This window comes from Paenibacillus sp. Y916, from assembly GCF_056786435.1.
Window position 1 is genome coordinate 464,542 of sequence record NZ_JBXCJA010000002.1, and the last position, 23,489, is coordinate 488,030.

A 23,489-nucleotide genomic window follows, 5' to 3' on the forward strand; every position below is an offset into this window, starting at 1 on the left:
TTTTATAATTATTTACCCATTAAATAAAATCTACATTTCATAACTAAATATTATACATAATTCACGTTTTAGTTATTTGCTTATTTCATAGTCGATATATTCAACTCTTATGATGTCAATTTCAAGTATTTCCTTTCCTTGTCCATCAAAGCATGTATTGCAATGAAGTGACAAATCTTCATTTTTAATCGTATTATACAAATAGAATAGTATTGGAGCAATCACTCTATTATCGTTATCATTAGTTTTAAAATGAACTATACATGGAACAGTACTCTGAATATATTTTTCTAAAAGGTCAATTTTGAAAATGGAAGAAAAAGCTGAACATATATCTTCAATTATTTCCGGAGACCTTAAATAATCATGGTTTCCAATTTCTTTAAACTTAAAAGCAACATCTTTAACAAGCATTGCATATGGACCCCAATGAAACGAATTTGATACCTTTAGTTTATATAGATAACCATCATTACCAATACGAGTTATATTTTCCCGAAAATAAGCCCAATCATTTTCTGTAATGACCTCTTTAACTAACGAATATAAATAGTTCCATATTTGTTCAACTTGCTTTCCTAATGGATGTATTGAACCCTCAAAATGATTATCTACAGGAACTCTTGTAAGATGGAACCAATGCGTTTCTGTTATATTATTGTTTGGTTCATATTTTTCTTTGAACATTTCGTACAACAACTTATCTCCAGTATTTTCATACCTATTAATTTCGTAAAATCTATCCATATCAAAATTACTTAAAGTACTATAAATCTCATTACTGGTAGCCTTGTAATAATTTGATATTGATTCTAATGATGATTCAAAAGTAGCACAATTAATGATCATAAGATAACCACCCTTGTCAATATATCTTTGTACTTATTCCTCATCAAACTTGCATTTCATCAGACTATTCTAACTCATACTGACCTTCACAGTACTCGTCATACATCATATCTGCGTAATGTTCTGCCATTTCGTCGCTATAATCAACTACATATTCAAATCTCGCTTCATCAAGCATCACTTCAATATTATCAATATATGGTCTCAAGAATTTTATAGATTCTTCATAAAAACCTTTCAGGCTTCTAATAGTTAAATTAACTTCCTCTTCAGTCAATTCTAATTCATAATGCATCAATTTGTTTCTTATTATATTAAAATCATCAATTGCTCCTTTTAGAACTACAGGAACTTCAATATCACACAGTAATTCTAATCGTTTAACACTTCCAAACAAAGTCACTGTTTTTAACTCAGATGCAACTTCAAACACATTTGTCTTACCCTGCTCCAACATTTGTTTTTTTGCACTCATGTACTTTCCAATATCACTAAAAATCAAATATTCATTTTTGCGTTTCAGAATCAGTTTGAATAAAATCTCAATAGCATGATTTAAAGATAGAATTGCATCTTTGAGATTATGTTCCACCCCTTCATGTAAATCCGGCATTTTTTCGATACAATTAAAGGCTCCTTTTAATGAATCTATTCCATTTTCCAGTAATCCGTACTTCATATGTTCTACCTCCTAATAAAATACGACATTCAATAGCATTATAGTTCTATCCAAGGGTATTCACTTGCTTTACCGCTGTCTAATATAGAACAAGCTTCATTATGATTTTTCACATATATCTCTTTATATCTAATCGCTCTTTGACGCATTAACAAACGTTCTTTAACACCAAATGTTCGTGATTCTTGTAAAGCTATTCTTAAGTTTTTTTCAAATCTTCCCAATTCATCATAGTCAGGATACAGCTGAAGCCCAAATGTATCCACTTCAAATATATATATTGTTGAATCGATAAGTGCTCTTCCTTTTTGAATTATGGCTGATAAAGCAAACTCATAAGCCTTATCAAAATCAAAAGCTAGATATATGTATCCACCAGAGGTTTGAAGGCTTAATTCATCTTCTTTTCTGAGACCATAAACGCTATTGTCTTCATTAGTTAGTTCTATAAAACCATTCTTAAGAATACTTTCGCAAGCTATTGTTCCGTGATAATTCACTGTATTCCTCCATGTCTACTTAAAATAGTTATTTTATACTGTAATTTGTTTTTATTTCCGAGCTCGATAGGCTAATCAAGTCAATCGTTATCTCTTTTTTATACCAATTTCCAAAATTACCTCTTTCTTCTTTGGCAAAAGAATCTACCGCTTGCTTCAAAGCATCTGTAGCAATACTTATTATTATCGATGCAGAACTTGGGATACTATCGTAATCACGTATATGAGGAAGCGTCATAGAATTTTCATCTAATACTGCTACTCTTTTTAATGCCACTCCTCCATGAGAGTAATTTGAGTAGGCTTTATAGATAATCTCATAATAAATTTCTTTGTCTAGATGTACTGCCAAATCTCTAACGGTCTTTAATGAAATATTTAAAACGGTATACCATTGCTGGAGTCTACCATATGTTCTTTTTACCGTATCATACTGTCCATTCATCGTTTTATAGGGTTCTCTTTTCAACATATTTTCTAAGTTATCAATTTTCTTTTGATAATCTATACTACCTAAATTAACACCAATCTTTTCATACAGACTTCTTGTCTTTACTCCATCTTGAGATTGATCTAGGAATTTCTTATAGTCTTTAATCCGCCCTCTTACTTCAGCTACTTGGTAGGCGATGCATTTCTCATCAAAATTACCCGTCATCAAAAATTGAAGTTGCAATGAAATTTCTAAGATAGATCTGGTTATCGGTTTCAATCCATCACCATGTCCATTTTTAACAAGAATAGCTGCACTATCAACCAGACTTAAAAACTGTACATATAATGTTTGAAAAACAGAATGTAACTCTGTAAATTCTCTGTTGATTTTATCGAGCAATAATGAACCATAATCAACTACTTCATCAATCATTCGAGCAGAATTATGAAGAAGTACATTGATCTTTTGATTATTAATTTTTCTATTCACAAGGAAATCATTGTACGGCATTCTTGTAACCCCATTTCAGAATAAAATAAACCTTTTACAAGGTTATGATTTAAATACTTGTCTCACTTATTTCTATTTAAATATCTTCTTCTGCTGCTCTTTTTAGACTGTTCATGCTTAAATTCCTCATTTCTAGAGACAATTCCAACTATCTCTCCAATATATCCACTCATTTTCCCCATTTCTTTATTGATATCATGCACTGTTCCTACAAGGTAATTCAGATTGCCTTTAAACATATTTGCATCAATTATGTAATTTCTACAGTATGAGTTATTTTCAATATCTTGGTATTCGATCAGAGCCTCGAATATAGGATATTCCCCTTCATTATTTTTCAATCTAGGCATAGTCCCTATATGAGTGGTTAGCATTTGATTAGGCGCTAAAAATGAGATTGTATCATTAACAAGAGACGATTTTTCCAGATATGCAGTCCCTACTATTTTATTTTTAGGGGTTAGTGTTACTTTAATATTCTTTGCTGCATTACTGCCTATATTTGAAAGAGTGAGGCTGAGATCGTAAATACTAGCAATTGATTTGTCAAAGTATACTATAATGTTTGGGGTGCTATTTTCTTTCCTTATCTTTTCATTTAATCTTATTGATTCTGCACTGTATTTTTGAGATTTCCTTGCAAACCATACATTAAGGACTGTAAGGAAGACTATGGCTACTACATTTAGAAAGTTAACTATACTCGAATTATCTGTTATCCATTGATTCATTCTTCTGCTCCCTTATGTTTGTAAAATGTATGTTTCATTAAAACTAGATATTAGATATCAGCAAGAAAGACCTTATGGTTTTTGTTTTTATTATCTTTTATTTCAAAATAAACTTTATTGCATTCATTTATCTGTTTGATATCATCTCTAAACAAGGTTCTAACAAGGTTGACAACAATAATTTCTTTAGGTTTGACATTGAGATTCACCAATTCTTCTCGTCTATGTGATGCTGCAACAAACTTTTCAGTAGACAAGTCTTCAGGAATAAAAGATGCTATCATTTTTTTATTGTGATAAAAACTAAACCTTCCATCTCTTAATATTTTATGAGAATCTGAAGAATTATATATCTCAAGCATTAGATTAACATTAACACGATTCGCATCGGTTTTATTTTCTACAAGACTATATTGGTCGTAGTCTTCATCTACTAGTTTTTCGAAGATTATCTCACTCTTATTTATGTAAAAATTAAATTTACCCCAACTCTTAAAAATCTGAGTTAATATCAAAGTCAGCATTACCCCCAATAACGCACCTACGATTCCTTCAAACTTTTCTAATATGATAACAACATCGTCCAATCACAAACGCCTCCATATCTTATAAATCTCACATTTTATAGTCTGTCAACACTACAGATTAGGTTGCTCATATTTTCATCTTTTATAGAATAGACCAGTTCATTAAATGCAAAGTAATCATAGCCTACGCTTTTCACTATTTTCAAGCATTCTGAATATCCATGAGGAAAAATCTTATTAGAGTCAAAAACTTCTCTCCAAGTCATGTTAGCACCTCCATATTAGTATAAAAGATTCGTTTTATCTCAATCTATTCTCTTATCACCAGTTTCATGACTCCCTCCGTCCTTTGATTATGCTAAGCTAATGACTCTGTAGATGACTCTTGGTATACACCTTTAAATCTCTTAGATCGCGATCCCTTAGCCTTTCAAAGAAAAACTCTTTTGGTATATGCACCATACTTTGATTCAAACAATAATCTACGGGGAATTTGGCAACCAATCGACCTTCAAGATACTCGTTTAATGTGTAATCTTCAAAAAAGTTATATTCATCATCAGGGCACACAAAAATCCTAGTAGTATCTAAAGCTCTAAAACTATCTATGGCTAATGAGCCGCTATACCCACCCCCTAGCCGATCTAATGGGATCTTCCTATTCCAATGTTGGGGAATCCTTTCTTTTATACCCTGACGATGACTACTCACTCCAATATAAATTTGACAATACTCATCCAAAACCATGACATAATATCCAGCAATAGCTTCTACCTCATTAAGATCGTAAATTCGATAAAAATTATTCGAGATTACGAACTTACTCAGTTCTTCATTAAATTTGTCCCAAGACAACGAATTGAAGTATCTCACATTGTGATCAAAACGAGTCATAACCTTCTCTAACTTAAGTTTTAATTCTTCAGACGAAGTGGTAATGCCTTTATCACTACTCTTCACATAATTATCGGCGGTTAGTTTAAATCCACCTTCTTTATTGCGTAGCTTTACCCCAAAATGTGTGGTCATTTATATTCCGACCTCCAATCTTAATCATCTCTATCTCCTCATGAAAGGCTAATTTCGTATCATTCCTGCAATGTTTAATCTTGGTTTTAATGTCTTTATTAATTCGTTTTCAAGCTCAATAACCTTCTGTTTATCATTCTTATCAAATGCAATAAACGAAACTAAGTAATTATCATTCAAATACTCAACCGAATCAATTCCTGCTTTCAATGAATAAGTCCTTGCTACATTCTTTCTAAAAGCAGATTTATCAATAGCAAGCTTGTTATTATAATAGATCGGATTATTTATTTGAAAACTGTCTTTAGCCGTATGTTTTGCTTCTCTTAGTTCTAAGTAATTCACATTCAGATGTTGCGACCATATCCTAGTTCTTAATCCACCTTTTCCTGTCGCTTTACCTATGTAGACTAATGAATCATCACTTTTATCAAACCAAGCGTATACACCAATATCCTTTGGAATATCATCTCTGGTTATTGTTTTAGCATCATATTTAATAGTCCACATACAAACCAACACCATCCAATCTGTTGAATTCAATAATTAATCAAAGACTCATTTGATCGTTTTATTAACTATTGTAATTTTATTGCGACTCTAAAAGTGTTCTTATTGACTGTGCTATCTAAATCAGCCACATAATTATTTAGCAGTTTTTGTGCTTGAATAGTTTGCGATGGAGTTTTAAATCCTGTCTTACCCAATATCTCAATTAACTTAGTTTCAAAATTAATAGGTCCTACCTTTGCGTTATTTAGAAAGCAATAATTGATATCATCGTCTATTTTTGGATAGTATCTTTGGTGATAATCAATTAATGAGTTGATTGCGTAGAACTCAATTTTGTTATTTTGATTAATACCTCCTAGAGCCATAATTACCTTCCGATCACCCATGTCAATTTGTTTAAAAACATTACTGATTATCTCTATTGCTGCCTCATAATTACCTTCCTCAACAATACTCTTTACATCTCTGACGACTAACTCACAAAGCGCCCTATCACCAGCATATGCTACAAAAGAATTGTTGTTTAATTTTAGAAACTTCTGATAATTCTCTTCTATAACTGAATCATCCCAATCGACAACTCTACCATCGCTCATGACAGTTATAAATTTATTAGTAGCAATAATAGATACAAAGCTCATAATATGTGCATCTCCTAATGAATGAATTGTTCTACTTTATTTAAACTACCTTCCGAATTCACAATTTCCTCGTACAACACCTATACTTCAGCTAATAAAATAGATAGTTTATCCCAAGCTTGATTCCAACTATCAGCATCAATCTCGATTGTAACTTTTCTGTTTGAAGTCAAGTGAAATTTCCAAACTTCTCTCACAGGTAGTTTGTCAGGCAATTCCCATTTTGATTCTAGTTCTTCAACATTATTTCGTTCAACTTAAGTAGCAAATCTCTCTAACATCTCTGAAGTTAGCGCCCTATCCATCTCATCAACCATTATCATATCTTTTGAGCTATATTCCTCTTCATATCTATCACAAAGTTTACAGATGATGCTTTCAGATTTGTCCGTAAGATCGTTCCACTTCTCTCTATCATAGTATTCCGCCACCAATTCCTCATTTGTGAGCTTCATTAGAAATTCTTTCTTTATCGTATGCATATGTAAACTCCTTTCATGAACTGTTAATCTAATTCAATTTCTATTAAAGACTTAAACCAATTAAATTGTATTTATCGCTATCTTTTTCAAACTCTAAGACTGGAAGTCTCTTTACGACTACTGACAGTTGTATTTCACCAAAAATATAATCATAGCCCTTATTACCATATCCTAAATCTTTATAATCTCCTTTTGACAGATCACCTTTAAACTTAAATTTTTCTCCTACGTCATGAATAAGTTTCACGATTTGCCTTTTATTCGGTTCGTTTGTTGAAATAGTTTCAATTGGTATTCCACCTAAACCACCCACATAAATTGAAGTTAGCGTCAAACTTTTATACATAAGAAAACCCCATTTCTTTGTAAGTAATCGCTCTTACATTAGCTTTCAATTTTAGAAGAGTAAGTATTTCTCTTATTATACTGCCATCTATTTTAATAACATTTCTCTATTGTACTGTCCTTACTTGCTAGATTTTCAAACGACATTCTTCCTACACGATTATTGTCAACATGCCTAATTTTAGCTTTATGTATAAACCAAGTATTAGTAAGGATAAAATCAATAAGAACACACTCCCTATCTAACATCTCTCGTTATTTACTGTATACTGGAGGAACCACTGTATATTTTTCATTTAATTTTAATTTTGTAGTTCTCCTATAACGAATTTCTTTTTCGTAATATTTAACTTCAACTAAATAACCATCTTCTATTACATCTACTTGGACACTCATGATTTAAGCCTCCTTACGATCATTTACAGTGCATGAAATTCAGGTTTCATCTTCTTTAATTAAAACTATAAAAAGTCAGTACTATCGATGTAAGTATTCCAATTACGCCCAAAGAGACACCTAAAATGAATTTTCTTTTTTCTTGTGTCTTTTCATCAATTATTGATTCAATATATTTGATAAAATACTCATACCAAGTGTTTGAAACAATCATGAAGATAGCATCATTAATGCGAATATTATTACTAGTTGTAGGACTGATACTTGTAATCTGATTTTTCAAATCCATCTTCAACTTATAGCGCAAAGATTCTTTTATCAATTTATTGTTAATAAGAATATTGAAATTCTTTTTCATTTCTTTTCCTTGAGTATCTACGAGATCGAAAAGACCGCTTGCAATAAATTTTTCAACATCAACATATGCCTCTCTGTCATTGTCATAAACATATTTTTTTAAAGCTGTCTTAGCATAGTTGATACGAGGCCAAACATCTTCTTTTGTTAAAATACTATTCGTGCCTCCCATCTCAACCCGCAAGTTATATAGCCTATGATATACTTCCATAAATTGAATCACGTTCATGTCATTTGATCTATATATTGCATTTGCAATATTCTCTATTTCCTCAAGTTCTGAAGGATCAGCATACTTCAATATCAAATTTCTCACTCTCCTATTTTATACTGTCTTCGAAACAACTCATTCATTGTGATAATGATGCCATACTTCATTAATCAGTCCTCACACGACATAGGAGTATTGACTATAACCCTACCATTCCCATTTATTTTTGCTCATTATTTTGTTACTCTGAGTATTAAAAGCATTCCTAAAGTCATCCAATAAATTTTCTTTATTGGCTAACTCATCGGACACCCATGGTTGCAAGAGAAATGGGAATTCTGCTTCATTCAAATTTTCAACAAAATATTGTTGTGCTGCTTTTCCTATAATCATTTTGTATTCGAGTTCTTGTACAGCTCCATCATGTAACGGCAATGGTGCCGTACGATTATCTTGACTATATAGTAAGTAAATTATTGCTTTTTGATAAGTATTAAGCTTTCTTAACCTATCTTCGGCAGTTGCGTAGAAGTTTTTCTTATTTCTATTTAGAGTAATTGATTTTGCTGTTTGATAAATTAAATTCACTATGAGTATTGATGAAGAAACAATTAGAATAACTCCAATAATAAAGCCGTAACTTTCTCGAAATTTAAGCATATACATCTTTTCTAATATAAATTCTGGAGAAAACAAAATAATTCCACTAGACAGAAATACTGCAATCATGATTGTAGTAGGTAAGTTTAAAATTTCACTAATTTTCAAATCAAAATTCACACTATCACCTCTTTTCAATTTAAAACCGCTAAAGACACAAAACTAGTAGCTCGACCTAACCCTATTGATCTCTGTATAGGATTATTTTACCACACATGTGATATTAACGTAACGAACAGTAGATTTGCTGAGAGATTATTATAAATTAATAAAAAAGACAACCCATAAATAAATGGATTATCTTTTTTTGTTGCTTTTTCATGTATGACAATGTTGCCCAACATTATGCTAATCGGTCCTCCTGGTACCGGAAAAACGATGTTGATCAAACGTTTACCTACGATTTTGCCTGCTTTAACAGAACAGGAAGCTCTTGAGACGACCAAAATATTCAGTGCGGCCGGTAAGCTAAAAGAACCTTCAGCGGGATTATTGAAACGCCGTCCCTTCCGTTCACCGCATCATACTATTTCTGCCGGAGGACTCATTGGTGGGGGAACGATTCCTAAGCCAGGAGAAGTTAGTCTAGCTCACAGAGGAATACTATTTCTTGACGAACTCCCTGAATTCTCCCGTAACGTCTTAGAAGTATTACGGCAGCCTTTAGAAGACCGCTCCGTAACGATTAGTCGCGCAAGAGCTGTTCATACTTTCCCGGCACATTTCATGCTAGCAGCTTCGATGAATCCGTGTCACTGCGGATATCTTGGAAGTGATCACCCTAAACAACGTTGTACATGTAGCAGTGCTCGTATTGCCCAGTATCGCGCGAAAATATCAGGCCCTTTACTGGATAGGATCGACCTACAAGTGGATGTTCCTCGACCCAAAGAATGGACCAAAAAAACGAAGAGCTTGTCTTCACAAGAAATGAAAGAGCAAGTCATGAGGGCCCATCAAATCCAGGTACAGCGCTACAAGCGTTTGCCCTTTTCTTGGAATAGCGAGTTATCTGGAAGGCATCTTCGCAACTTTGCTGTTCTTTCTTCAGCAACGGCCACTATGCTACAAGAAACAATCGAGGCGCTTGGACTCAGTATGCGAGCCTATGACAGAATATTGAAATTAGCAAGAACGATTGCTGATCTTGAGGGTGATAGTACTATTGGAGCTTCTCACGTCGCAGAAGCGATTCAGTATCGAAATTTGGATCGGCAACTGCGTGATGAGTGAGGGGGTATGAATAATGGACTATTCAGCGTATCGTCATGAATGAAAATGAATAGGAGCTTCCGCAAAGGATGCTCCTATTCTCCGTTATTCAATTCCGCCTGGTCATCCATATGAATGTGTATCATTGATATGTACTCATATGATCGTTAAAAGGCCTCCTTGATATGCTCCAAACTAAATACGGTTAGGTCAGTATTAAGAACTAGCGCAATAACGTCAAAACGCATCATTATCGATGTAATATCTGTCTGTTTATACAATAAATAAACTTCAGCTGTTTTGCGTACTTGATTCATCTTGCGTATATTCACCGACTCAGCAGGAGTTCCATATCTTAGGCTTCCACTTCGGCTTCGCACTTCAACAAAAACTAAGCATTCATCTTTGCGAGCCACAATGTCGATTTCTCCACTGCGGCACCGCCAATTGCGATCGATGATTTCATATCCATGCTGAGCTAAGTATATGGTCGCGTGCTCCTCCGCAATGACTCCCTTTTGTTTACGTGTATCCTTCTTTCCACCCTCTACATCCATCAAGGTAGCCTTCTTTCCTTGGCTATACTATCTGTACGATAAATATATGAGAGCACTTCAGCCACAAGCTGATAGAGTTCTGGAGGAATCTGTTGATCCAGATCCAATTGGGATAGAACTTCTACTAATGCCGCGTCTTCCTGTACAGGAACGCCATGCTCTTTCGCTCGTTCTAGAATCGTCTCTGCTAGTCTTCCGCTACCTTTAGCTACAACTACTGGAGCGTCTGACTCACCTGGCATATATTTTAGTGCAACAGCTTTTTTCTTCGAGAGCTCAAGTTCCTCCTTAGACATTTCACTCATATCCGCATATCCACCCCTTTATATGATGGAGGTGTGTATTCGGATGTGACGCTAGCTTGTTTACTATCCACGTCTGCGATAGTTGGTTTAGGTAGTGGCTCTGTTTTGAGACTTAACAACTGATATCCGATAGATTGTATCGCTTCAGATATTTCGTCACGTCTATCCTCAATAAGCGAGGTCATCCATTCATGGTCATTGTGAACTTTTAGACTGACAATTTTGTCAACCACCTGTACATCTATAAGTGTTGATCCAAGATGCTTCATATCTAAATCAAACCACAAATGGCAGTTCGATGCGTCTAGTTCACCCTTTTTACCACGACGGGATTGTATATGTACAGATGCCGTCTCTTCACCATCTTGTCCATTCAAGGGAATAAACATCGTTACTTGTGCAAAAGGGGCCGTGCGATCTGTATTCAATAATAACTGTTGTCCCGTCATATGCTGAACTAGCTGCTGAGCAGCCTCTTTCAATGCCGGAGGAAGATCACTTATATCCAACATTTGAAGTAGAATACCTTTTATAGAGTCATGATTCATGCTCACAACGTCTGGACTACCAACATTCCCAGTCAACGTCGGTACGGACATTACTGAACGGAGCATTCCTTCCGGTGTATTTATTGCTGCTTGCGTCTGCGCAACAGCCGGAGTATTAGTCGCTTGTGATGCTGCAGTTGATGCAGTAGCTGCTTGCGTTGCAGCGTTAGACTGAAGCACTGCGGATGCGGCACTACTTGCAGCCGGCGGCTGCTGTGGCACCGGTACCGCTGTAGCAGCGCTACCGTGCTGCGCGTTCCCCGCTGCAGCTTGCGCCTGCGCTACTTGCGGCGTTGCACCGCCGCGCACGGCATGTTGCTCGTGCTCCGCACCGAGCAGCTTCAACATCTGCCCCACCCACGGTGCTTCGCCGAGGGTCGGGGCAGGACGTAGCGAAGCCCCTGCGGGTGCTTCGCCTATAGATGCCGCCGCTTGCGTAGCCGGCGGCACTACAACAGCTGCTGCGCTCCCTCCGGGTGCAGCAGCTGTTGCACTTGCCGGCGGTGTTGAACCGCCGGCTTGAGGGCTCTCCGGCTGCGAAGCTAAGCCGGTGGGATTCCCGCCACTTGGCGCAGCCGTCGCGGGTTGCCCTGTTGCCGTCGCGCTCTGCGACGGCAGGTTCGCAGGCAGCTGTGTGCCACGCAGCTGCTGTAAGACATCCTGCAGCTTCGCTAGAAGCGGCTGCAGGGATGATGCAACTGTGGCGACGCTGGGAGCTGTAGTTACTCCTGGCATCGCAGCTCCTTTACCACCATTTTCAACCGTCATTCCGGGCGCCGTTTGCGCTCCTACAGAACCTTGAGCCAATGGAGAGCCCACTAACGTTCCTGATTTTCCAGTTGTATCTTGACTACCTTGTAGCGTTCCTGATGCGCCAGTTAAGTCTTGACCACCTTGTAACCCTGTAGCTATTTGTGATCCTGTCATGCCTTTTGAAGATAATGCTCCCCCTGCATTCATAGCTAACAGGCTGAGCTGTTCAGTAAGACCAGACAACAACTGGTGTAGTGGTGGTCCAAAAACAGCTTGTTGCAAGCCTCTCACACTCTCAGCTGTCATAGGCAGACCACGCTGAAAGGCTATGGCAGCCGACTGAATCCATTGCTCCGACGGGACACCAGCTGGTTTATCCATAAGAATAGCCTTAAACAAGGCTGCATTCTCTTTCGTTAGAGGTACACCACTAGCCTGAAGTGTTTGAATCATTTCTCTATTAGCTTTCGTATCTGCTAAACCAACCGATTTCAACACATCTCCCAAAGAATTAGGCGAGATAGACGTATATGGAGCTTCAGTAAGTGGCTTTAGAACCATCAATCCTCCCTCTTCAGGTGGTTGCACTTGCAATAAGGTCGCTTGTCCCTGCTCTAACGGCGTTTCGAGCTTCGCATGTACCTTAACACCCTGTATTTGGATTTCAGCTTCCTTCCCATCATCAGAGACACTTAGAACTACGCCACGAACAACCTGCCCTGTCTTTACATCTAATTGTTTGAAATCCCCTGCTTTTTGTTCACCAAGTAGTCCGCGGATTAATGATCCGATATTCACATAGGTTCCTCCGTTTTTAGATCGCTCTTTCTATACTATATCGGCGCCAACCCCGCTTACTTTAACATCTTCTTTTCAGAGGTAGTTCAAAAAGCCATCAGAATAATATTTGCTGCTCCACTTTAATATTCTTCAGAAAGCTCTTTCGATGCATCGGTGTAGCGCCCAACTCCGTAATTTGTCCTCTGTGTAACTTTGTTGCATATCCCTTATGTATCGCAATTCCATATTCCGGGTACTCCGTATCCCATACCCCTTCACATAGACGGTCGCGCGTAACTTTAGCTATAATCGAAGCGGCCGCGATAGATAGACTATTCGCATCCCCTTTGACAATAGCAAGTTGAGGAATTTCTGTATCTACCTTTTCAGCATCCACAAGTAGAAAATCAGGCTGCAACAATAAACCTTCCAACGCCCTTTTCATAGCTAGCCGTGAAGCCTGCTTTATATTAATGTTATCAATAGTCTTAGCATCTACATATCCTACACTGACGGCTAAAGCCTTCTCCATAATGATATCATATAGAGCGTCACGCTTCTTAGCGCTTAATTTCTTAGAGTCATTCACACCATCCATTTGAAGTCCTTGAGGAAGGATAACCGCCGCTGCGACCACATCACCAAATAAGCAACCCCGTCCAACTTCATCTATCCCTGCTATATGTTGATAGGATTGCTCCCAGTAACATGTCTCATATTTAAGCATATCCACGCTGTTTCCCTCTTGTATACTTACCTTATTCATAGTATCCCTCCATCTATATACCTCATTATCTCATCAGTCAAGGTTATCCATCTAGCTTACCATATCTATTTACTTCAACATTCCTTTTACTCACGATCCGCTACTTACATAGTCACTCCATAACAGGTACCTAATATACCGCCTCCTCCAATCACCAATAGATGCATAGAGTACACTTAAATTCGACCATATTCCCCTATCACTGAGTTTAGTTGTATAAAGGACATCTAATTACTGGAAATTTGTCTTTTCTCACTATTTCTCTTGTTTTAAATGTATTTGTGCAACTATTTCTCCACCATCCACCTTTTTCTCCTAAATAAACACCATTTCTGCAACTAATCCATCCTTTTCTAGCGACGTCCATGTATGTGTATGAAGAGTTCTCCAAAATACTTATACTCTCTAAATAGGTCACCAAAAAGCCACCAAAAAAAAACGGTGGCTTCAAATTTCTTACTATTAGAGGTTGTTCAAACAATCGACTCTTTGAACTCGCACTAATAGGGCGCTTCCATCGAGATTCGTCCCAATTTACCAGCACGAAGTTCACGAAGTATAACTCGGCAGGATTTCTCCAAATCAACCCGTCCACCACTGACAATACAGCCACGTTTACGGCCGATTTCTTCCATAATCGCAACAATTTCATCAGGACCATCGAAATCTGTTGGCTGCTCACTTTCTAGCTCAAAGCGCTCTTGGAAAGGAGCCCAATAGTATTTAGCAATATATTTCAAACCAAAAAATGCGACATCCTCTACGTTAAGAATTTCCTCTTTAATGGCTCCAGTAACGGCTAGACGATAACCTACATTCATATCTTCAAACCGAGGCCATAGAATCCCTGGTGTGTCCAACAATTCCATCTCTGTGCCTACTTTAATCCATTGTTGGCCTTTCGTTACCCCAGGACGGTCGCCCGTTAAAGCGATACTTCGTCCAGCAAGACGATTGATCAATGTCGATTTCCCAACATTCGGAATCCCCACAATTAATGCACGGATAGCTCTCGGATTAATTCCTTTTGAAATCTGCTTATCGATTTTGGCCTTCAACAATAATTTGAGCTGTGTAGGTATTTCTTTTATCCCTGTACCTGTGGATGCATCCACTGGGAAAGCCACATGCCCCTGCTTTTTAAAGAAATCTAACCACTCTCTTGTTACTTCAGCATCTGCTAAATCCGCTTTATTCAAAATAATGAGTCTCGGTTTTCCCTGAAGAATCTCATCAATCATAGGATTGCGACTAGAGAGAGGAAGACGTGCATCTACCAACTCAATAACAGCATCTATCAACTTTAGTTTGTCTTGAATTTGGCGGCGTGCTCTGGTCATATGACCTGGGAACCACTGAATCGTCACCGTCATCACCTCATCTTCTTTACCATAACTATTCCATAAGTTTTTGGGTTTAATGGTTAATCCATTCTATATCTTTCACTGGCCAAAAAATGACATCTGCACGGCCTATAACATCATCAAGTGGAACATAGCCAATCATCCGGCTATCTGTACTGTCCGAACGATTATCTCCCATGACAAATATATGACCTTCAGGCACTGTACCATCTGGAACGTTAGCGTTAGGGAAATCTTTATTATTATATTTCAGGTTCTGCTCATGTCTACTATCCATTTCAGCTTGTATGTAAGGTTCCTCAATAGGTTCGCCATTCACATAAACGGTATCCCCTTCCACCTTAACTGTGTCTCCAGCAACGGCAATAACTCGCTTAATAAAGTCTCTCCCTTCGGAAGGAACATGAAAAACAATGACCTCGCTCTTCTTCGGTTGGCGAATATCATATAGAATCTCATTTACAATTAAACGTTCCCCTGTGTGAAAATTAGGCTTCATCGAAGGACCATCTACAATAAATGGTTTAAAAAGAAGCCAACGAATAAGAAACACCAGAATTACAGCAATAACGATAGCCTTCAGCCACTCCATTAATTCATTATTACCTTGTTTCGATGATTTATCACTACGCTTGTTCAATTCAGTTGAATCCTGATGAAGATCCAAGTCCTGTTGCATCATCCACTGGCCCTCTCTTCTACCAAATTTGATGAAATACAATTGAGTTGTGGAAATTTATTTGTATTTCCGAAAAAGAAAAGCCCCTTTTCGGAGCTTCAAAGCCTGACATGTTGAAACCTTATAATATTGTAAATGTAGGGATCTGTCATCCGTATGCCCTATTTATCCTAAAACGAAAGGGACTTGAAATCAAGCCCCTTAACGTTGTCCGTTTATTAACGGCGCTTTTCTTTAATTCTTGCAGCTTTACCGCGTAGTTCGCGAAGATAAAAGAGTTTAGCACGACGAACTTTACCACGACGAGCCACTTCAATTTTCTCGAGCTTAGGCGAGTTAAGTGGGAATGTTCTTTCCACACCAACACCGTAAGAAATTTTACGTACTGTAAAAGTTTCTCCGATTCCACCACCACGACGTTGAATTACAACGCCTTCGAACAATTGGACACGCTCACGTGCTCCCTCGATAACTTTTACATGTACTTTCAAAGTATCTCCAGGGCGAAAGTTTGGCAAATCTGTGCGAATTTGTTCTTGAGTAATCGCTTGTAGGATATTCATATTAGAATTCCCTCCTTCCATACAGGTGTTCTTGCTTCTTCTGGAGAAATGTTATTCTCCTTCATTATTGACAGAGGACCACCGTAGTCTTACACAACAGGATTCATTATAACATAGGATTCTACTAGCTTGCAAGAAGTTTTGCACTCCTTTTAAGATGTAGTTCAAAAAGTTAGCTTTTGAACTACATCTTTTATACCTGTTTCAGAAACTCAACAATCGTCAGAAGACCCTTGTCAAAGTTGTCCAAATTGAAATGTTCATTTGGTGCATGGAGATTCTCATCTGGAAGCCCAAAGCCCATCAATACAACCGGAACAGATAATAACCGTCCAAAAGTTTCGACGATTGGGATAGAGCCCCCGTCCTTAGTGAACACTGGACGAACTCCATAGACACTATTAAATGCAACTGCCGCCTTCTGCAGCATCGGTGTGGACGGATCAATTGTGAATGGATTACCCTTCTCACCTTGAATAACCGTAACTTTAGCACCTGCGGGGACATGGGCATGAATATGACGTTCAATTTTATCTAGTATATCTTGTGGGTTCTGATACCCTACTAAACGACATGTAATCTTAGCATGGGCCTCTTTTGGAATAACGGTCTTCGATCCTTCCCCCTGGAAACCACCATAGACCCCGTTTAGTTCCAATGTTGGACGAGCTCCCGTTCTCTCTACAAAGGAGTAGCCTTCCTCTCCATAGAGCGCTTCAAGTCCAAGGCTATGTTGTAATTTATTCTCGTCAATATCTTGTTTCACAAATTCAGCTTTCATTGCAGGTGTAAGCGCAGGTACATCCTCATAGAATCCTTCTACATTTACACGACCCTGTTCATCATGAAGTGTAGACAGTAGAGAAACGATCGCATGAAGTGCATTAGGTACACCTCCGCCATAAGATCCAGAATGTAGATCAGTATTAGCTGTTCTAACCTGGACATCTAATGAGCATAATCCTCGTAGTCCAACGCAGATCGCTGGTTTACCTTTTTCGAGAAGCGACGTGTCAGAGATTAGCACTACATCCGCTGCCAATTCCTCGCGATGTAATTCTAGAAAAGAAGGTAAATTCGGACTGGATATCTCTTCCTCACCTTCGATGCAGAACTTAATATTAACGGGAAGTTCCTTCTCTTGTTTAAGCATCGCTTCAACGGCCTTAATATGTAGAAATACTTGACCTTTATCATCCGTTGCACCGCGAGCATAAATCTTATCTTCTCGGATCGTTGGTTCAAACGGAGGTGTCTCCCATAAATGAAGCGGGTCAACAGGTTGTACATCATAATGTCCATATACGAGCACTGTTGGTTTGCCGGGCGCATGTAAATGATCCGCATATACAATAGGATGACCTGCCGTTTGATGTATCTTCACATTCTCCAGACCTGCTTGAGATAGTGAATCTGCGAGCCAATCGGCTGCTCGCAGTACATCTGGTTTATGTTCAGATAAGGCAGATATACTAGGAATGGATAACCATTCTTTTAATTCAGTTAGATGTTGCTCTTTCAGGTTTTCAAAGTAGATTTTATAATCCATTTTGTTCCTCCCTTTCATTCTCAGTCTTAAGCTCCTGGATATATTTCTTATCCTGCGCCGTGAGTGCCAGCTTGTCTAGAAGATCAGGACGTCTTGTAAATGTTCGTTTCAACGCTTCCTGTCTGCGCCAAACCTCTATATTAGCATGATGCCCACTCAGTAACATTTCAGGCACTTTCCAACCACGAAATTCTGCAGGTCGTGTATAATGCGGATACTCAAGTAACCCTGTGCTGAATGAATCTGTCACTGCTGACATCTCATTTCCTAGTACACCTGGCAATAACCTTACGACAGAATCGATGACAGTCATTGCCGGGATCTCTCCACCGGTTAGTACGTAGTCTCCAACGGACAGTTCATCTGTAACCAGATGCTCACGAATCCGTTCATCATATCCTTCATAATGTCCACATATAAAGATGAGATGCTCCTCTTGAGACAACTCTTCTGCTTTCTTTTGAGTAAACGTTTCTCCTTGCGGGCACATCAAGATCACGCGCGGAGGGTTAGGAATAGAAGTCAACACATGCTCCACCGCAGCAAAAATAGGTTCGGGCTTAAGTACCATCCCCCCACCTCCACCATAAGGCGTATCATCGACGGTATGATGTTTATTGAAAGCGAAGTCTCTGAAATTAATTGCGTTTAAAGATACAATTCCTTTCTCATTCGCTTTTCCCAAAATGCTACTCTCAAACACGCCCTTGAACATCTCAGGGAATAGGGTAAGCACATCTACCTTCATATTTATAACAATCCTTCCATCAGGTGAATCTTAACCTTCTTGCTATTCACATCCACATCTAATACGACGTCATCAATGACTGGAATTAGAATATCCGCACCCTTGGTAGGTTTAACCACCCACACATCATTAGCACCTGGTTTCATAATTTCAGTAATAACGCCTAGTGGCTTATCTTCATTCTCATCCGTAAAAACACTACACCCAATAATATCGTGATAGTAATACTCATTATCCGGCAATTCAACAAGATCATCCTGAGATACCTTGAGCATACTTCCCTTGTACTTCTCTACTTCATTGATATCCGTAAATCCTTCTAATTTCATAATATACGTATTCTTGTGAAAGCGTGCAGACACTATTGTAATCCAAAACGATGGCGTGCCGTCTCCAGGAATCAAAAATAAACGTTTCCCTGAGGCGAAACGCTCTTCCGGAAAATCTGTAATCGCTAAAACTTTAATCTCACCTTTAATACCATGTGTGTTCACCAATTTACCAACTGTTAATAATTGTTCAGACATATTCTCCTCCTACAAACAAAGCGCTCTTAGCGCAGAATACAACACCATCTGTCACCCTTATGTCCTTTAGCATGTACGAAAAAGAGTTAGGACATGCATCCTAACCCCCTTTTGTAAATCTTAAGATATGATATCCACAGTTACACGTTTGTCCATTTTGACTGCTGCAGATGTGACAACCGTGCGTAACGCTTTAGCTATCCTACCCTGTTTGCCGATGACCTTGCCCACATCTTCTGGATGAACAGACAATTCATAGACAACAAGATGATCCTTCTCTACCGTTTTCACGGTCACATCTTCCGGATGATCCACCAAAGCCTTAGCAATAACACTAACTAATTCTTCCATAGATATTCCTCACCATCAGTCATTATTTCTGTAACTTAGATTCATGGTACTTCTTCATTACGCCTGCTTTACTAAGCATGTTACGAACTGTATCGGATGCTTGTGCACCGTTCTGAAGCCATGCCAAAGCTTTATCTTCATCAATTTTAACTACTGCCGGTTCTTCAATCGGGTTGTAGTAACCAATTTCTTCGATAAAACGACCATCACGCGGGGAACGGGAATCCGAAACCACGATACGGTAGAATGGCGCTTTATGGGCACCAATGCGTTTAAGACGAATACGTACTGCCACAAAATTCACCTCCTTCAATAAATAAACATTATATTTTTAACGAAAAGGAAACTTCATGCCGCCTTTTCCTGTCAAACCTTTTAATTGTTTCATAGCTTTTCCTTTAGGGCCCTTAGGTCCCATCATGTCTGAGAATTGCTTCATCATCCGACGCATTTCATCAAATTGCTTGATAAGACGATTCACTTCTGCAATGTTGGTTCCACTACCGGTAGCAATCCGCTTACGCCGCTTGTGATCAATAATTTCTGGGCGTTGTTTCTCTTCCTTCGTCATCGAGAATACGATAGCCTCAATGCGACCCATCTGTTTATCATCCACTTTAATATCTTTGGCTTGCTTCATCTTACCCATACCCGGAATCATATCCATAATCTGATCAAGGGGGCCTAGCTTCTTAACCTGATCCATTTGCTCTAGGAAATCATCAAACGTAAATTCTGCATTACGCATCTTACGTTCCATTTCTTTAGCCTTATCCGTATCAATGTTCAACTGCGCCTTCTCTATCAGAGAGAGCATATCGCCCATTCCAAGAATTCGAGAAGCCATACGCTCCGGATGGAAAGGCTCTAACGCATCGATCTTCTCACCTAAAGCTACAAATTTGATCGGACAGCCTGTTACAGCTTTAACAGAAAGTGCTGCTCCACCACGGGTGTCTCCATCTAGCTTAGTCAACACTACGCCTGTCAATCCCAGTTGTTCATTGAAATTACTCGCAACGTTAACTGCATCTTGACCCGTCATTGCATCAACGACTAGCAATACTTCATCTGGATTAATGTCCGCATGAATCTGACTTAATTCTTCCATCAGAACTTCATCAATATGAAGGCGACCTGCAGTATCGACGATCAGATAATCATTCCCATTATCCTTGGCATGCTGTAAAGCAGCTCTAGCAATCTCTACAGGACTCACTTTATCGCCAAGTGTAAATACAGGTACTTTGATCTGTTCTCCTAACACTTCCAACTGCTTAATCGCAGCAGGACGATAAATATCACCTGCAACGAGCAACGGACGACTATTCTGCTTCTGGAGAAGCTTGGCTAATTTCGCAGAGGTTGTTGTCTTACCTGCCCCTTGGAGACCGACCATCATAATAACAGTAGGAGGCTTATTGGCTTTTGCAAGCTTCGCCTGACTTCCACCCATCAATTCTGATAACTCTTTATTAACGATATCAATAATAACCATGCCTGGAGTAAAGCTGTCCATTACTTCTTTACCAACGGACTTTTCTTTCACTTTGGCAACGAATTCCTTGACTACTTTGAAATTAACGTCCGCTTCCAAAAGAGCAAGACGTACTTCCCGCATCGCTTCGTTAACATCCTCTTCGGATACTTTACCTTTACCACGGAGCTTACTAAATACGTTCTGTAACCTGCCTGTTAATCCCTCAAATGCCATTCGCCGCCACCTCCTTGCCTTTTATTCATACGCCTGTAAACGTTCCAAAATTGTAATCATCTTGTCTTTATCCACTATTGACACATCGGACATGTCAAGTAACTGTCGCAACTGCTCTAATTCACGTTTACGTCGTTCGTACTTCTGTAGCAAGCCAAGTTTCTCTTCATAAATGTCAAGAACCTGTTCAGCTCGCTTAATATGTTCATAAATAGCTTGCCGACTAATATTGAACTCTGTCGCAATTTCCCCGAGGGAAAAATCATCATGGAAATAATATTTAAGGAACATCTGCTGCTTTTCAGTTAGCAAGTGCTCATAGAAATCGAATAATTGATTAATTCTATTTGTTTTCTCGAGTTTATCTTCCTGAGTCATTGAGGGCACCCCCTTCGTCAAGGAAAAACACTTTACACTCAACGGATTTAATAATACATAAATCCAATAAAGATGTCAAGCAAATATCCTTGTCATCTTTATTGGATATGATCTCCTTTTCCAACTACTTCTTTAATGTCTTATTAATTCGGTAGTAGATACAGAAATACGGAGAAGAAATGTAATATGCTTCCGGCTAATACGAACAGATGCCAGATGGCATGATGATAAGGGAAGGCTCTCCATACATAGAATATGGTTCCAAGTGTATACATCAATCCACCTAGAGCAAGAAGAATCATTCCTCCTGCTGGTACCGCCTCGGTCAATGGATTCCAAGCGATTACAATCATCCACCCCATCAAGATGTAGAAGATCGTGGACATGAATAGAAACTTCTTTACGAAGAACGCTTTGAATAAACAACCTAGAACTGCAAATCCCCAAACGGTACCGAACAAAGACCAACCGAGCGGTCCACGAATGGCAACGAGCATAAAGGGAGTATAGGAGCCTGCAATATAAAGATAAATAGATGAGTGGTCAAAAAATTCAAATAAATCCTTCACTTTACCTTCATTAAAACTATGTACCAATGTCGAATTCAAATATAAAACAAGCATCGTCACACCGTAAATGGTAAAGCTCACAATATGCCAAGGTGTTCCCTTCAAACTAGAGAACACGATGAGTAATACAAGTGCCGCGACACTTAGGACCGCTCCGATCCCATGTGTAATAGCATTAGCTACTTCCTCACGGCGGGTATAGGTATGTGTATTGGCCATAACTACATTACTCCTCTTGAACAGCTGTTTCAGTATTTTCTTCGTCGTCTTGTATTAATCCGGCAAATAATGCATGCACGAACTGCTGTGAATCGAAAGGTTGTAGGTCTTCCATCTTCTCGCCTAAACCTACTAATTTCACTGGAATATTCATTTCTTGACGAATAGCAACAACGATCCCACCCTTGGCTGTCCCATCCAACTTCGTAAGGACTAAGCCCGTCACTCCACTCTTCTCACCGAAGAGCTTCGCTTGACTTAATGCGTTCTGTCCAGTCGTAGCATCTAATACCATTAGTACTTCATGCGGTGCGCTTGGTATTTCACGTTGAATAACACGGAAAATTTTGTTCAACTCTTCCATCAAGTTAGATTTACTCTGTAAACGTCCTGCCGTATCACATATTAATACATCCACTTGGCGTTGTTTGGCAGCCTGAATTGCATCGAACATGACAGCTGCAGGATCTGAACCTGCCTGTTGTTTGATCACTTCTACACCAGCGCGCTGCCCCCAAACTTCAAGTTGCTCAATCGCTCCTGCTCGGAATGTATCTCCTGCCGCTAGTAGTACCTTTTTACCTTCTTGTTTATAACGATGCGCCAACTTACCAATTGTTGTCGTTTTCCCTACACCATTCACACCTACGAACAGAATAACAGTTATGCCATCCTCATTCATCTTTAGGGCATTATCATCATCCCCACGAAGGAGCTCCATGAGCTTTTGTGACAAGATAGGTTGTAATTCTAAAGCATTCTCAATTTTCTGCTTCTTCACTTCAAACCGTAAATCATCAATTAATGTCATCACGGTATTAACCCCTACGTCAGCACCGATGAGTATTTCTTCAAGCTCTTCATAAAATTCCTCATCTATTTTTTTGCGACGAATCATAAGGTCGGATACTTTCTCTACAAAACCCTTCCTTGTTTTTTCTAGACCATCACGAAATTGTTTCGTCACCACTTCAGTTTTACTTGAAATACTTTCTTTTAACTTTTTAAAGAAACTCATATGCTTCCTCCATCTCTATATCT

29 protein-coding genes and 2 pseudogenes are annotated in these 23,489 nt (G+C 38.5%); 1 reads left to right on the forward strand and 30 read right to left on the reverse strand.

Features of this window, described 5'->3' with window-relative positions; genetic code table 11:
• Window positions 1–72 precede the first annotated feature (72 nt).
• The 14 genes from AC1TO9_RS06315 to AC1TO9_RS06380 all read right to left on the reverse strand — a co-directional run bounded on the left by AC1TO9_RS06315 (window position 73) and on the right by AC1TO9_RS06380 (window position 9,004).
• Window positions 73–849, reverse strand: coding sequence for a hypothetical protein (locus AC1TO9_RS06315; RefSeq protein ID WP_482058647.1), 777 nt, complete (start codon window positions 847–849; stop codon window positions 73–75).
• A gap of 64 nt (window positions 850–913) precedes the next feature.
• Window positions 914–1,528: a hypothetical protein gene (locus tag AC1TO9_RS06320; protein WP_482058648.1), complete on the reverse strand. Its 615-nt coding sequence runs from the start codon at window positions 1,526–1,528 to the stop codon at window positions 914–916.
• Window positions 1,529–1,566: 38 nt separating this feature from the next.
• Window positions 1,567–2,028 carry a hypothetical protein gene (locus AC1TO9_RS06325; RefSeq protein ID WP_482058649.1) on the reverse strand — a complete coding sequence of 154 codons (462 nt, stop codon included), beginning with the start codon at window positions 2,026–2,028 and terminating at the stop codon, window positions 1,567–1,569.
• 28 nt (window positions 2,029–2,056) lie between these two features.
• Window positions 2,057–2,896 (reverse strand): DUF5677 domain-containing protein, encoded by an 840-nt coding sequence (locus AC1TO9_RS06330; RefSeq protein ID WP_482058650.1) that lies wholly within the window; start codon window positions 2,894–2,896, stop codon window positions 2,057–2,059.
• A 140-nt stretch (window positions 2,897–3,036) separates the two neighbouring features.
• Complete coding sequence (locus tag AC1TO9_RS06335; protein ID WP_482058651.1) at window positions 3,037–3,705, reverse strand: hypothetical protein; 669 nt, start codon at window positions 3,703–3,705, stop codon at window positions 3,037–3,039.
• A 50-nt stretch (window positions 3,706–3,755) separates the two neighbouring features.
• Entirely contained in the window at window positions 3,756–4,292 is a 537-nt protein-coding gene (locus AC1TO9_RS06340; RefSeq protein ID WP_482058652.1) for a hypothetical protein, read from the reverse strand.
• Window positions 4,293–4,595: 303 nt separating this feature from the next.
• Window positions 4,596–5,261, reverse strand: a complete 666-nt coding sequence (locus AC1TO9_RS06345) for a hypothetical protein (protein WP_482058653.1) — start codon at window positions 5,259–5,261, stop codon at window positions 4,596–4,598.
• 48 nt (window positions 5,262–5,309) lie between these two features.
• On the reverse strand, window positions 5,310–5,771 hold the full coding sequence (locus tag AC1TO9_RS06350; protein ID WP_482058654.1) for a GIY-YIG nuclease family protein: 462 nt from the start codon (window positions 5,769–5,771) through the stop codon (window positions 5,310–5,312).
• A 68-nt stretch (window positions 5,772–5,839) separates the two neighbouring features.
• On the reverse strand, window positions 5,840–6,415 hold the full coding sequence (locus AC1TO9_RS06355; RefSeq protein WP_482058655.1) for a hypothetical protein: 576 nt from the start codon (window positions 6,413–6,415) through the stop codon (window positions 5,840–5,842).
• A 257-nt stretch (window positions 6,416–6,672) separates the two neighbouring features.
• Window positions 6,673–6,897, reverse strand: a complete 225-nt coding sequence (locus tag AC1TO9_RS06360) for a hypothetical protein (RefSeq protein WP_482058656.1) — start codon at window positions 6,895–6,897, stop codon at window positions 6,673–6,675.
• 43 nt (window positions 6,898–6,940) lie between these two features.
• A complete protein-coding gene (locus AC1TO9_RS06365) occupies window positions 6,941–7,243 on the reverse strand; it encodes a hypothetical protein (protein ID WP_482058657.1) in 303 nt (100 codons plus the stop codon).
• Window positions 7,244–7,497: 254 nt separating this feature from the next.
• A complete protein-coding gene (locus AC1TO9_RS06370; RefSeq protein ID WP_482058658.1) occupies window positions 7,498–7,638 on the reverse strand; it encodes a hypothetical protein in 141 nt (46 codons plus the stop codon).
• A 55-nt stretch (window positions 7,639–7,693) separates the two neighbouring features.
• The gene (locus AC1TO9_RS06375; protein WP_482058659.1) at window positions 7,694–8,302 is read right to left on the reverse strand and encodes a hypothetical protein; all 609 of its coding nucleotides are present in this window, start codon (window positions 8,300–8,302) and stop codon (window positions 7,694–7,696) included.
• A gap of 111 nt (window positions 8,303–8,413) precedes the next feature.
• Window positions 8,414–9,004 carry a superinfection exclusion B family protein gene (locus AC1TO9_RS06380; RefSeq protein ID WP_482058660.1) on the reverse strand — a complete coding sequence of 197 codons (591 nt, stop codon included), beginning with the start codon at window positions 9,002–9,004 and terminating at the stop codon, window positions 8,414–8,416.
• 201 nt (window positions 9,005–9,205) lie between these two features.
• Here AC1TO9_RS06380 and AC1TO9_RS06385 point away from each other — a divergent pair.
• Window positions 9,206–10,099: pseudogene (locus tag AC1TO9_RS06385) on the forward strand (YifB family Mg chelatase-like AAA ATPase); the annotation flags it as partial.
• Between the two features lie 146 nt (window positions 10,100–10,245).
• Here the strand turns inward: AC1TO9_RS06385 and AC1TO9_RS06390 are convergent.
• From AC1TO9_RS06390 to ftsY, 16 genes and pseudogenes are all read right to left on the reverse strand, one after another.
• Window positions 10,246–10,635, reverse strand: a complete 390-nt coding sequence (locus AC1TO9_RS06390; RefSeq protein ID WP_482058831.1) for a YraN family protein — start codon at window positions 10,633–10,635, stop codon at window positions 10,246–10,248.
• Complete coding sequence (locus tag AC1TO9_RS06395) at window positions 10,635–10,940, reverse strand: EscU/YscU/HrcU family type III secretion system export apparatus switch protein (RefSeq protein ID WP_482053967.1); 306 nt, start codon at window positions 10,938–10,940, stop codon at window positions 10,635–10,637. Before AC1TO9_RS06395 ends, AC1TO9_RS06390 begins: the two co-directional genes overlap by 1 nt.
• Complete coding sequence (locus AC1TO9_RS06400) at window positions 10,937–13,039, reverse strand: hypothetical protein (protein ID WP_482058661.1); 2,103 nt, start codon at window positions 13,037–13,039, stop codon at window positions 10,937–10,939. The genes AC1TO9_RS06395 and AC1TO9_RS06400 overlap by 4 nt, the downstream gene beginning before the upstream one ends.
• Window positions 13,040–13,136: 97 nt before the next feature.
• Window positions 13,137–13,790, reverse strand: a pseudogene (locus AC1TO9_RS06405) (ribonuclease HII); the annotation flags it as partial.
• A 497-nt stretch (window positions 13,791–14,287) separates the two neighbouring features.
• Window positions 14,288–15,154: a ribosome biogenesis GTPase YlqF gene (gene ylqF / locus AC1TO9_RS06410; protein ID WP_482058662.1), complete on the reverse strand. Its 867-nt coding sequence runs from the start codon at window positions 15,152–15,154 to the stop codon at window positions 14,288–14,290.
• 49 nt (window positions 15,155–15,203) lie between these two features.
• Window positions 15,204–15,830 (reverse strand): signal peptidase I, encoded by a 627-nt coding sequence (lepB, locus tag AC1TO9_RS06415; RefSeq protein ID WP_482054487.1) that lies wholly within the window; start codon window positions 15,828–15,830, stop codon window positions 15,204–15,206.
• 218 nt (window positions 15,831–16,048) lie between these two features.
• Window positions 16,049–16,393: a 50S ribosomal protein L19 gene (gene rplS, locus AC1TO9_RS06420; protein ID WP_482053970.1), complete on the reverse strand. Its 345-nt coding sequence runs from the start codon at window positions 16,391–16,393 to the stop codon at window positions 16,049–16,051.
• A 193-nt stretch (window positions 16,394–16,586) separates the two neighbouring features.
• Complete coding sequence (locus AC1TO9_RS06425) at window positions 16,587–17,942, reverse strand: dipeptidase (RefSeq protein WP_482053971.1); 1,356 nt, start codon at window positions 17,940–17,942, stop codon at window positions 16,587–16,589.
• On the reverse strand, window positions 17,932–18,690 hold the full coding sequence (gene trmD, locus AC1TO9_RS06430; protein WP_482053972.1) for a tRNA (guanosine(37)-N1)-methyltransferase TrmD: 759 nt from the start codon (window positions 18,688–18,690) through the stop codon (window positions 17,932–17,934). The genes AC1TO9_RS06425 and trmD overlap by 11 nt, the downstream gene beginning before the upstream one ends.
• Window positions 18,691–18,692: 2 nt before the next feature.
• Window positions 18,693–19,217 carry a ribosome maturation factor RimM gene (gene rimM / locus AC1TO9_RS06435; RefSeq protein WP_482053973.1) on the reverse strand — a complete coding sequence of 175 codons (525 nt, stop codon included), beginning with the start codon at window positions 19,215–19,217 and terminating at the stop codon, window positions 18,693–18,695.
• Between the two features lie 120 nt (window positions 19,218–19,337).
• On the reverse strand, window positions 19,338–19,568 hold the full coding sequence (locus AC1TO9_RS06440) for a KH domain-containing protein (protein WP_482053974.1): 231 nt from the start codon (window positions 19,566–19,568) through the stop codon (window positions 19,338–19,340).
• A gap of 22 nt (window positions 19,569–19,590) precedes the next feature.
• Window positions 19,591–19,863, reverse strand: a complete 273-nt coding sequence (gene rpsP / locus AC1TO9_RS06445; RefSeq protein ID WP_482053975.1) for a 30S ribosomal protein S16 — start codon at window positions 19,861–19,863, stop codon at window positions 19,591–19,593.
• Between the two features lie 36 nt (window positions 19,864–19,899).
• The gene (ffh, locus tag AC1TO9_RS06450; protein WP_482053976.1) at window positions 19,900–21,282 is read right to left on the reverse strand and encodes a signal recognition particle protein; all 1,383 of its coding nucleotides are present in this window, start codon (window positions 21,280–21,282) and stop codon (window positions 19,900–19,902) included.
• 21 nt (window positions 21,283–21,303) lie between these two features.
• Window positions 21,304–21,660 (reverse strand): putative DNA-binding protein, encoded by a 357-nt coding sequence (locus AC1TO9_RS06455; RefSeq protein ID WP_482053977.1) that lies wholly within the window; start codon window positions 21,658–21,660, stop codon window positions 21,304–21,306.
• Between the two features lie 143 nt (window positions 21,661–21,803).
• Entirely contained in the window at window positions 21,804–22,448 is a 645-nt protein-coding gene (gene trhA / locus AC1TO9_RS06460) for a PAQR family membrane homeostasis protein TrhA (RefSeq protein ID WP_482053978.1), read from the reverse strand.
• Window positions 22,449–22,455: 7 nt separating this feature from the next.
• Window positions 22,456–23,466, reverse strand: a complete 1,011-nt coding sequence (ftsY, locus tag AC1TO9_RS06465; RefSeq protein WP_482053979.1) for a signal recognition particle-docking protein FtsY — start codon at window positions 23,464–23,466, stop codon at window positions 22,456–22,458.
• Window positions 23,467–23,489 lie beyond the last annotated feature (23 nt).

Bases quoted from the DNA above. Each gene is read 5' to 3' on its own strand.
- AC1TO9_RS06315 (WP_482058647.1), bottom strand. From the start codon at position 849: ATGATCATTAATTGTGCTACTTTTGAATCATCATTAGAATCAATATCA.
- AC1TO9_RS06320 (WP_482058648.1), bottom strand. From the start codon at position 1,528: ATGAAGTACGGATTACTGGAAAATGGAATAGATTCATTAAAAGGAGCC.
- AC1TO9_RS06330 (WP_482058650.1), bottom strand. From the start codon at position 2,896: ATGATTGATGAAGTAGTTGATTATGGTTCATTATTGCTCGATAAAATC.
- AC1TO9_RS06335 (WP_482058651.1), bottom strand. From the start codon at position 3,705: ATGAATCAATGGATAACAGATAATTCGAGTATAGTTAACTTTCTAAAT.
- AC1TO9_RS06345 (WP_482058653.1), bottom strand. From the start codon at position 5,261: ATGACCACACATTTTGGGGTAAAGCTACGCAATAAAGAAGGTGGATTT.
- AC1TO9_RS06350 (WP_482058654.1), bottom strand. From the start codon at position 5,771: ATGTGGACTATTAAATATGATGCTAAAACAATAACCAGAGATGATATT.
- AC1TO9_RS06355 (WP_482058655.1), bottom strand. From the start codon at position 6,415: ATGAGCTTTGTATCTATTATTGCTACTAATAAATTTATAACTGTCATG.
- AC1TO9_RS06360 (WP_482058656.1), bottom strand. From the start codon at position 6,897: ATGCATACGATAAAGAAAGAATTTCTAATGAAGCTCACAAATGAGGAA.
- AC1TO9_RS06365 (WP_482058657.1), bottom strand. From the start codon at position 7,243: ATGTATAAAAGTTTGACGCTAACTTCAATTTATGTGGGTGGTTTAGGT.
- AC1TO9_RS06370 (WP_482058658.1), bottom strand. From the start codon at position 7,638: ATGAGTGTCCAAGTAGATGTAATAGAAGATGGTTATTTAGTTGAAGTT.
- AC1TO9_RS06390 (WP_482058831.1), bottom strand. From the start codon at position 10,635: ATGGATGTAGAGGGTGGAAAGAAGGATACACGTAAACAAAAGGGAGTC.
- AC1TO9_RS06395 (WP_482053967.1), bottom strand. From the start codon at position 10,940: ATGAGTGAAATGTCTAAGGAGGAACTTGAGCTCTCGAAGAAAAAAGCT.
- lepB (WP_482054487.1), bottom strand. From the start codon at position 15,830: ATGCAACAGGACTTGGATCTTCATCAGGATTCAACTGAATTGAACAAG.
- rplS (WP_482053970.1), bottom strand. From the start codon at position 16,393: ATGAATATCCTACAAGCGATTACTCAAGAACAAATTCGCACAGATTTG.
- AC1TO9_RS06425 (WP_482053971.1), bottom strand. From the start codon at position 17,942: ATGGATTATAAAATCTACTTTGAAAACCTGAAAGAGCAACATCTAACT.
- trmD (WP_482053972.1), bottom strand. From the start codon at position 18,690: ATGAAGGTAGATGTGCTTACCCTATTCCCTGAGATGTTCAAGGGCGTG.
- rimM (WP_482053973.1), bottom strand. From the start codon at position 19,217: ATGTCTGAACAATTATTAACAGTTGGTAAATTGGTGAACACACATGGT.
- AC1TO9_RS06440 (WP_482053974.1), bottom strand. From the start codon at position 19,568: ATGGAAGAATTAGTTAGTGTTATTGCTAAGGCTTTGGTGGATCATCCG.
- ffh (WP_482053976.1), bottom strand. From the start codon at position 21,282: ATGGCATTTGAGGGATTAACAGGCAGGTTACAGAACGTATTTAGTAAG.
- AC1TO9_RS06455 (WP_482053977.1), bottom strand. From the start codon at position 21,660: ATGACTCAGGAAGATAAACTCGAGAAAACAAATAGAATTAATCAATTA.
- trhA (WP_482053978.1), bottom strand. From the start codon at position 22,448: ATGGCCAATACACATACCTATACCCGCCGTGAGGAAGTAGCTAATGCT.
- ftsY (WP_482053979.1), bottom strand. From the start codon at position 23,466: ATGAGTTTCTTTAAAAAGTTAAAAGAAAGTATTTCAAGTAAAACTGAA.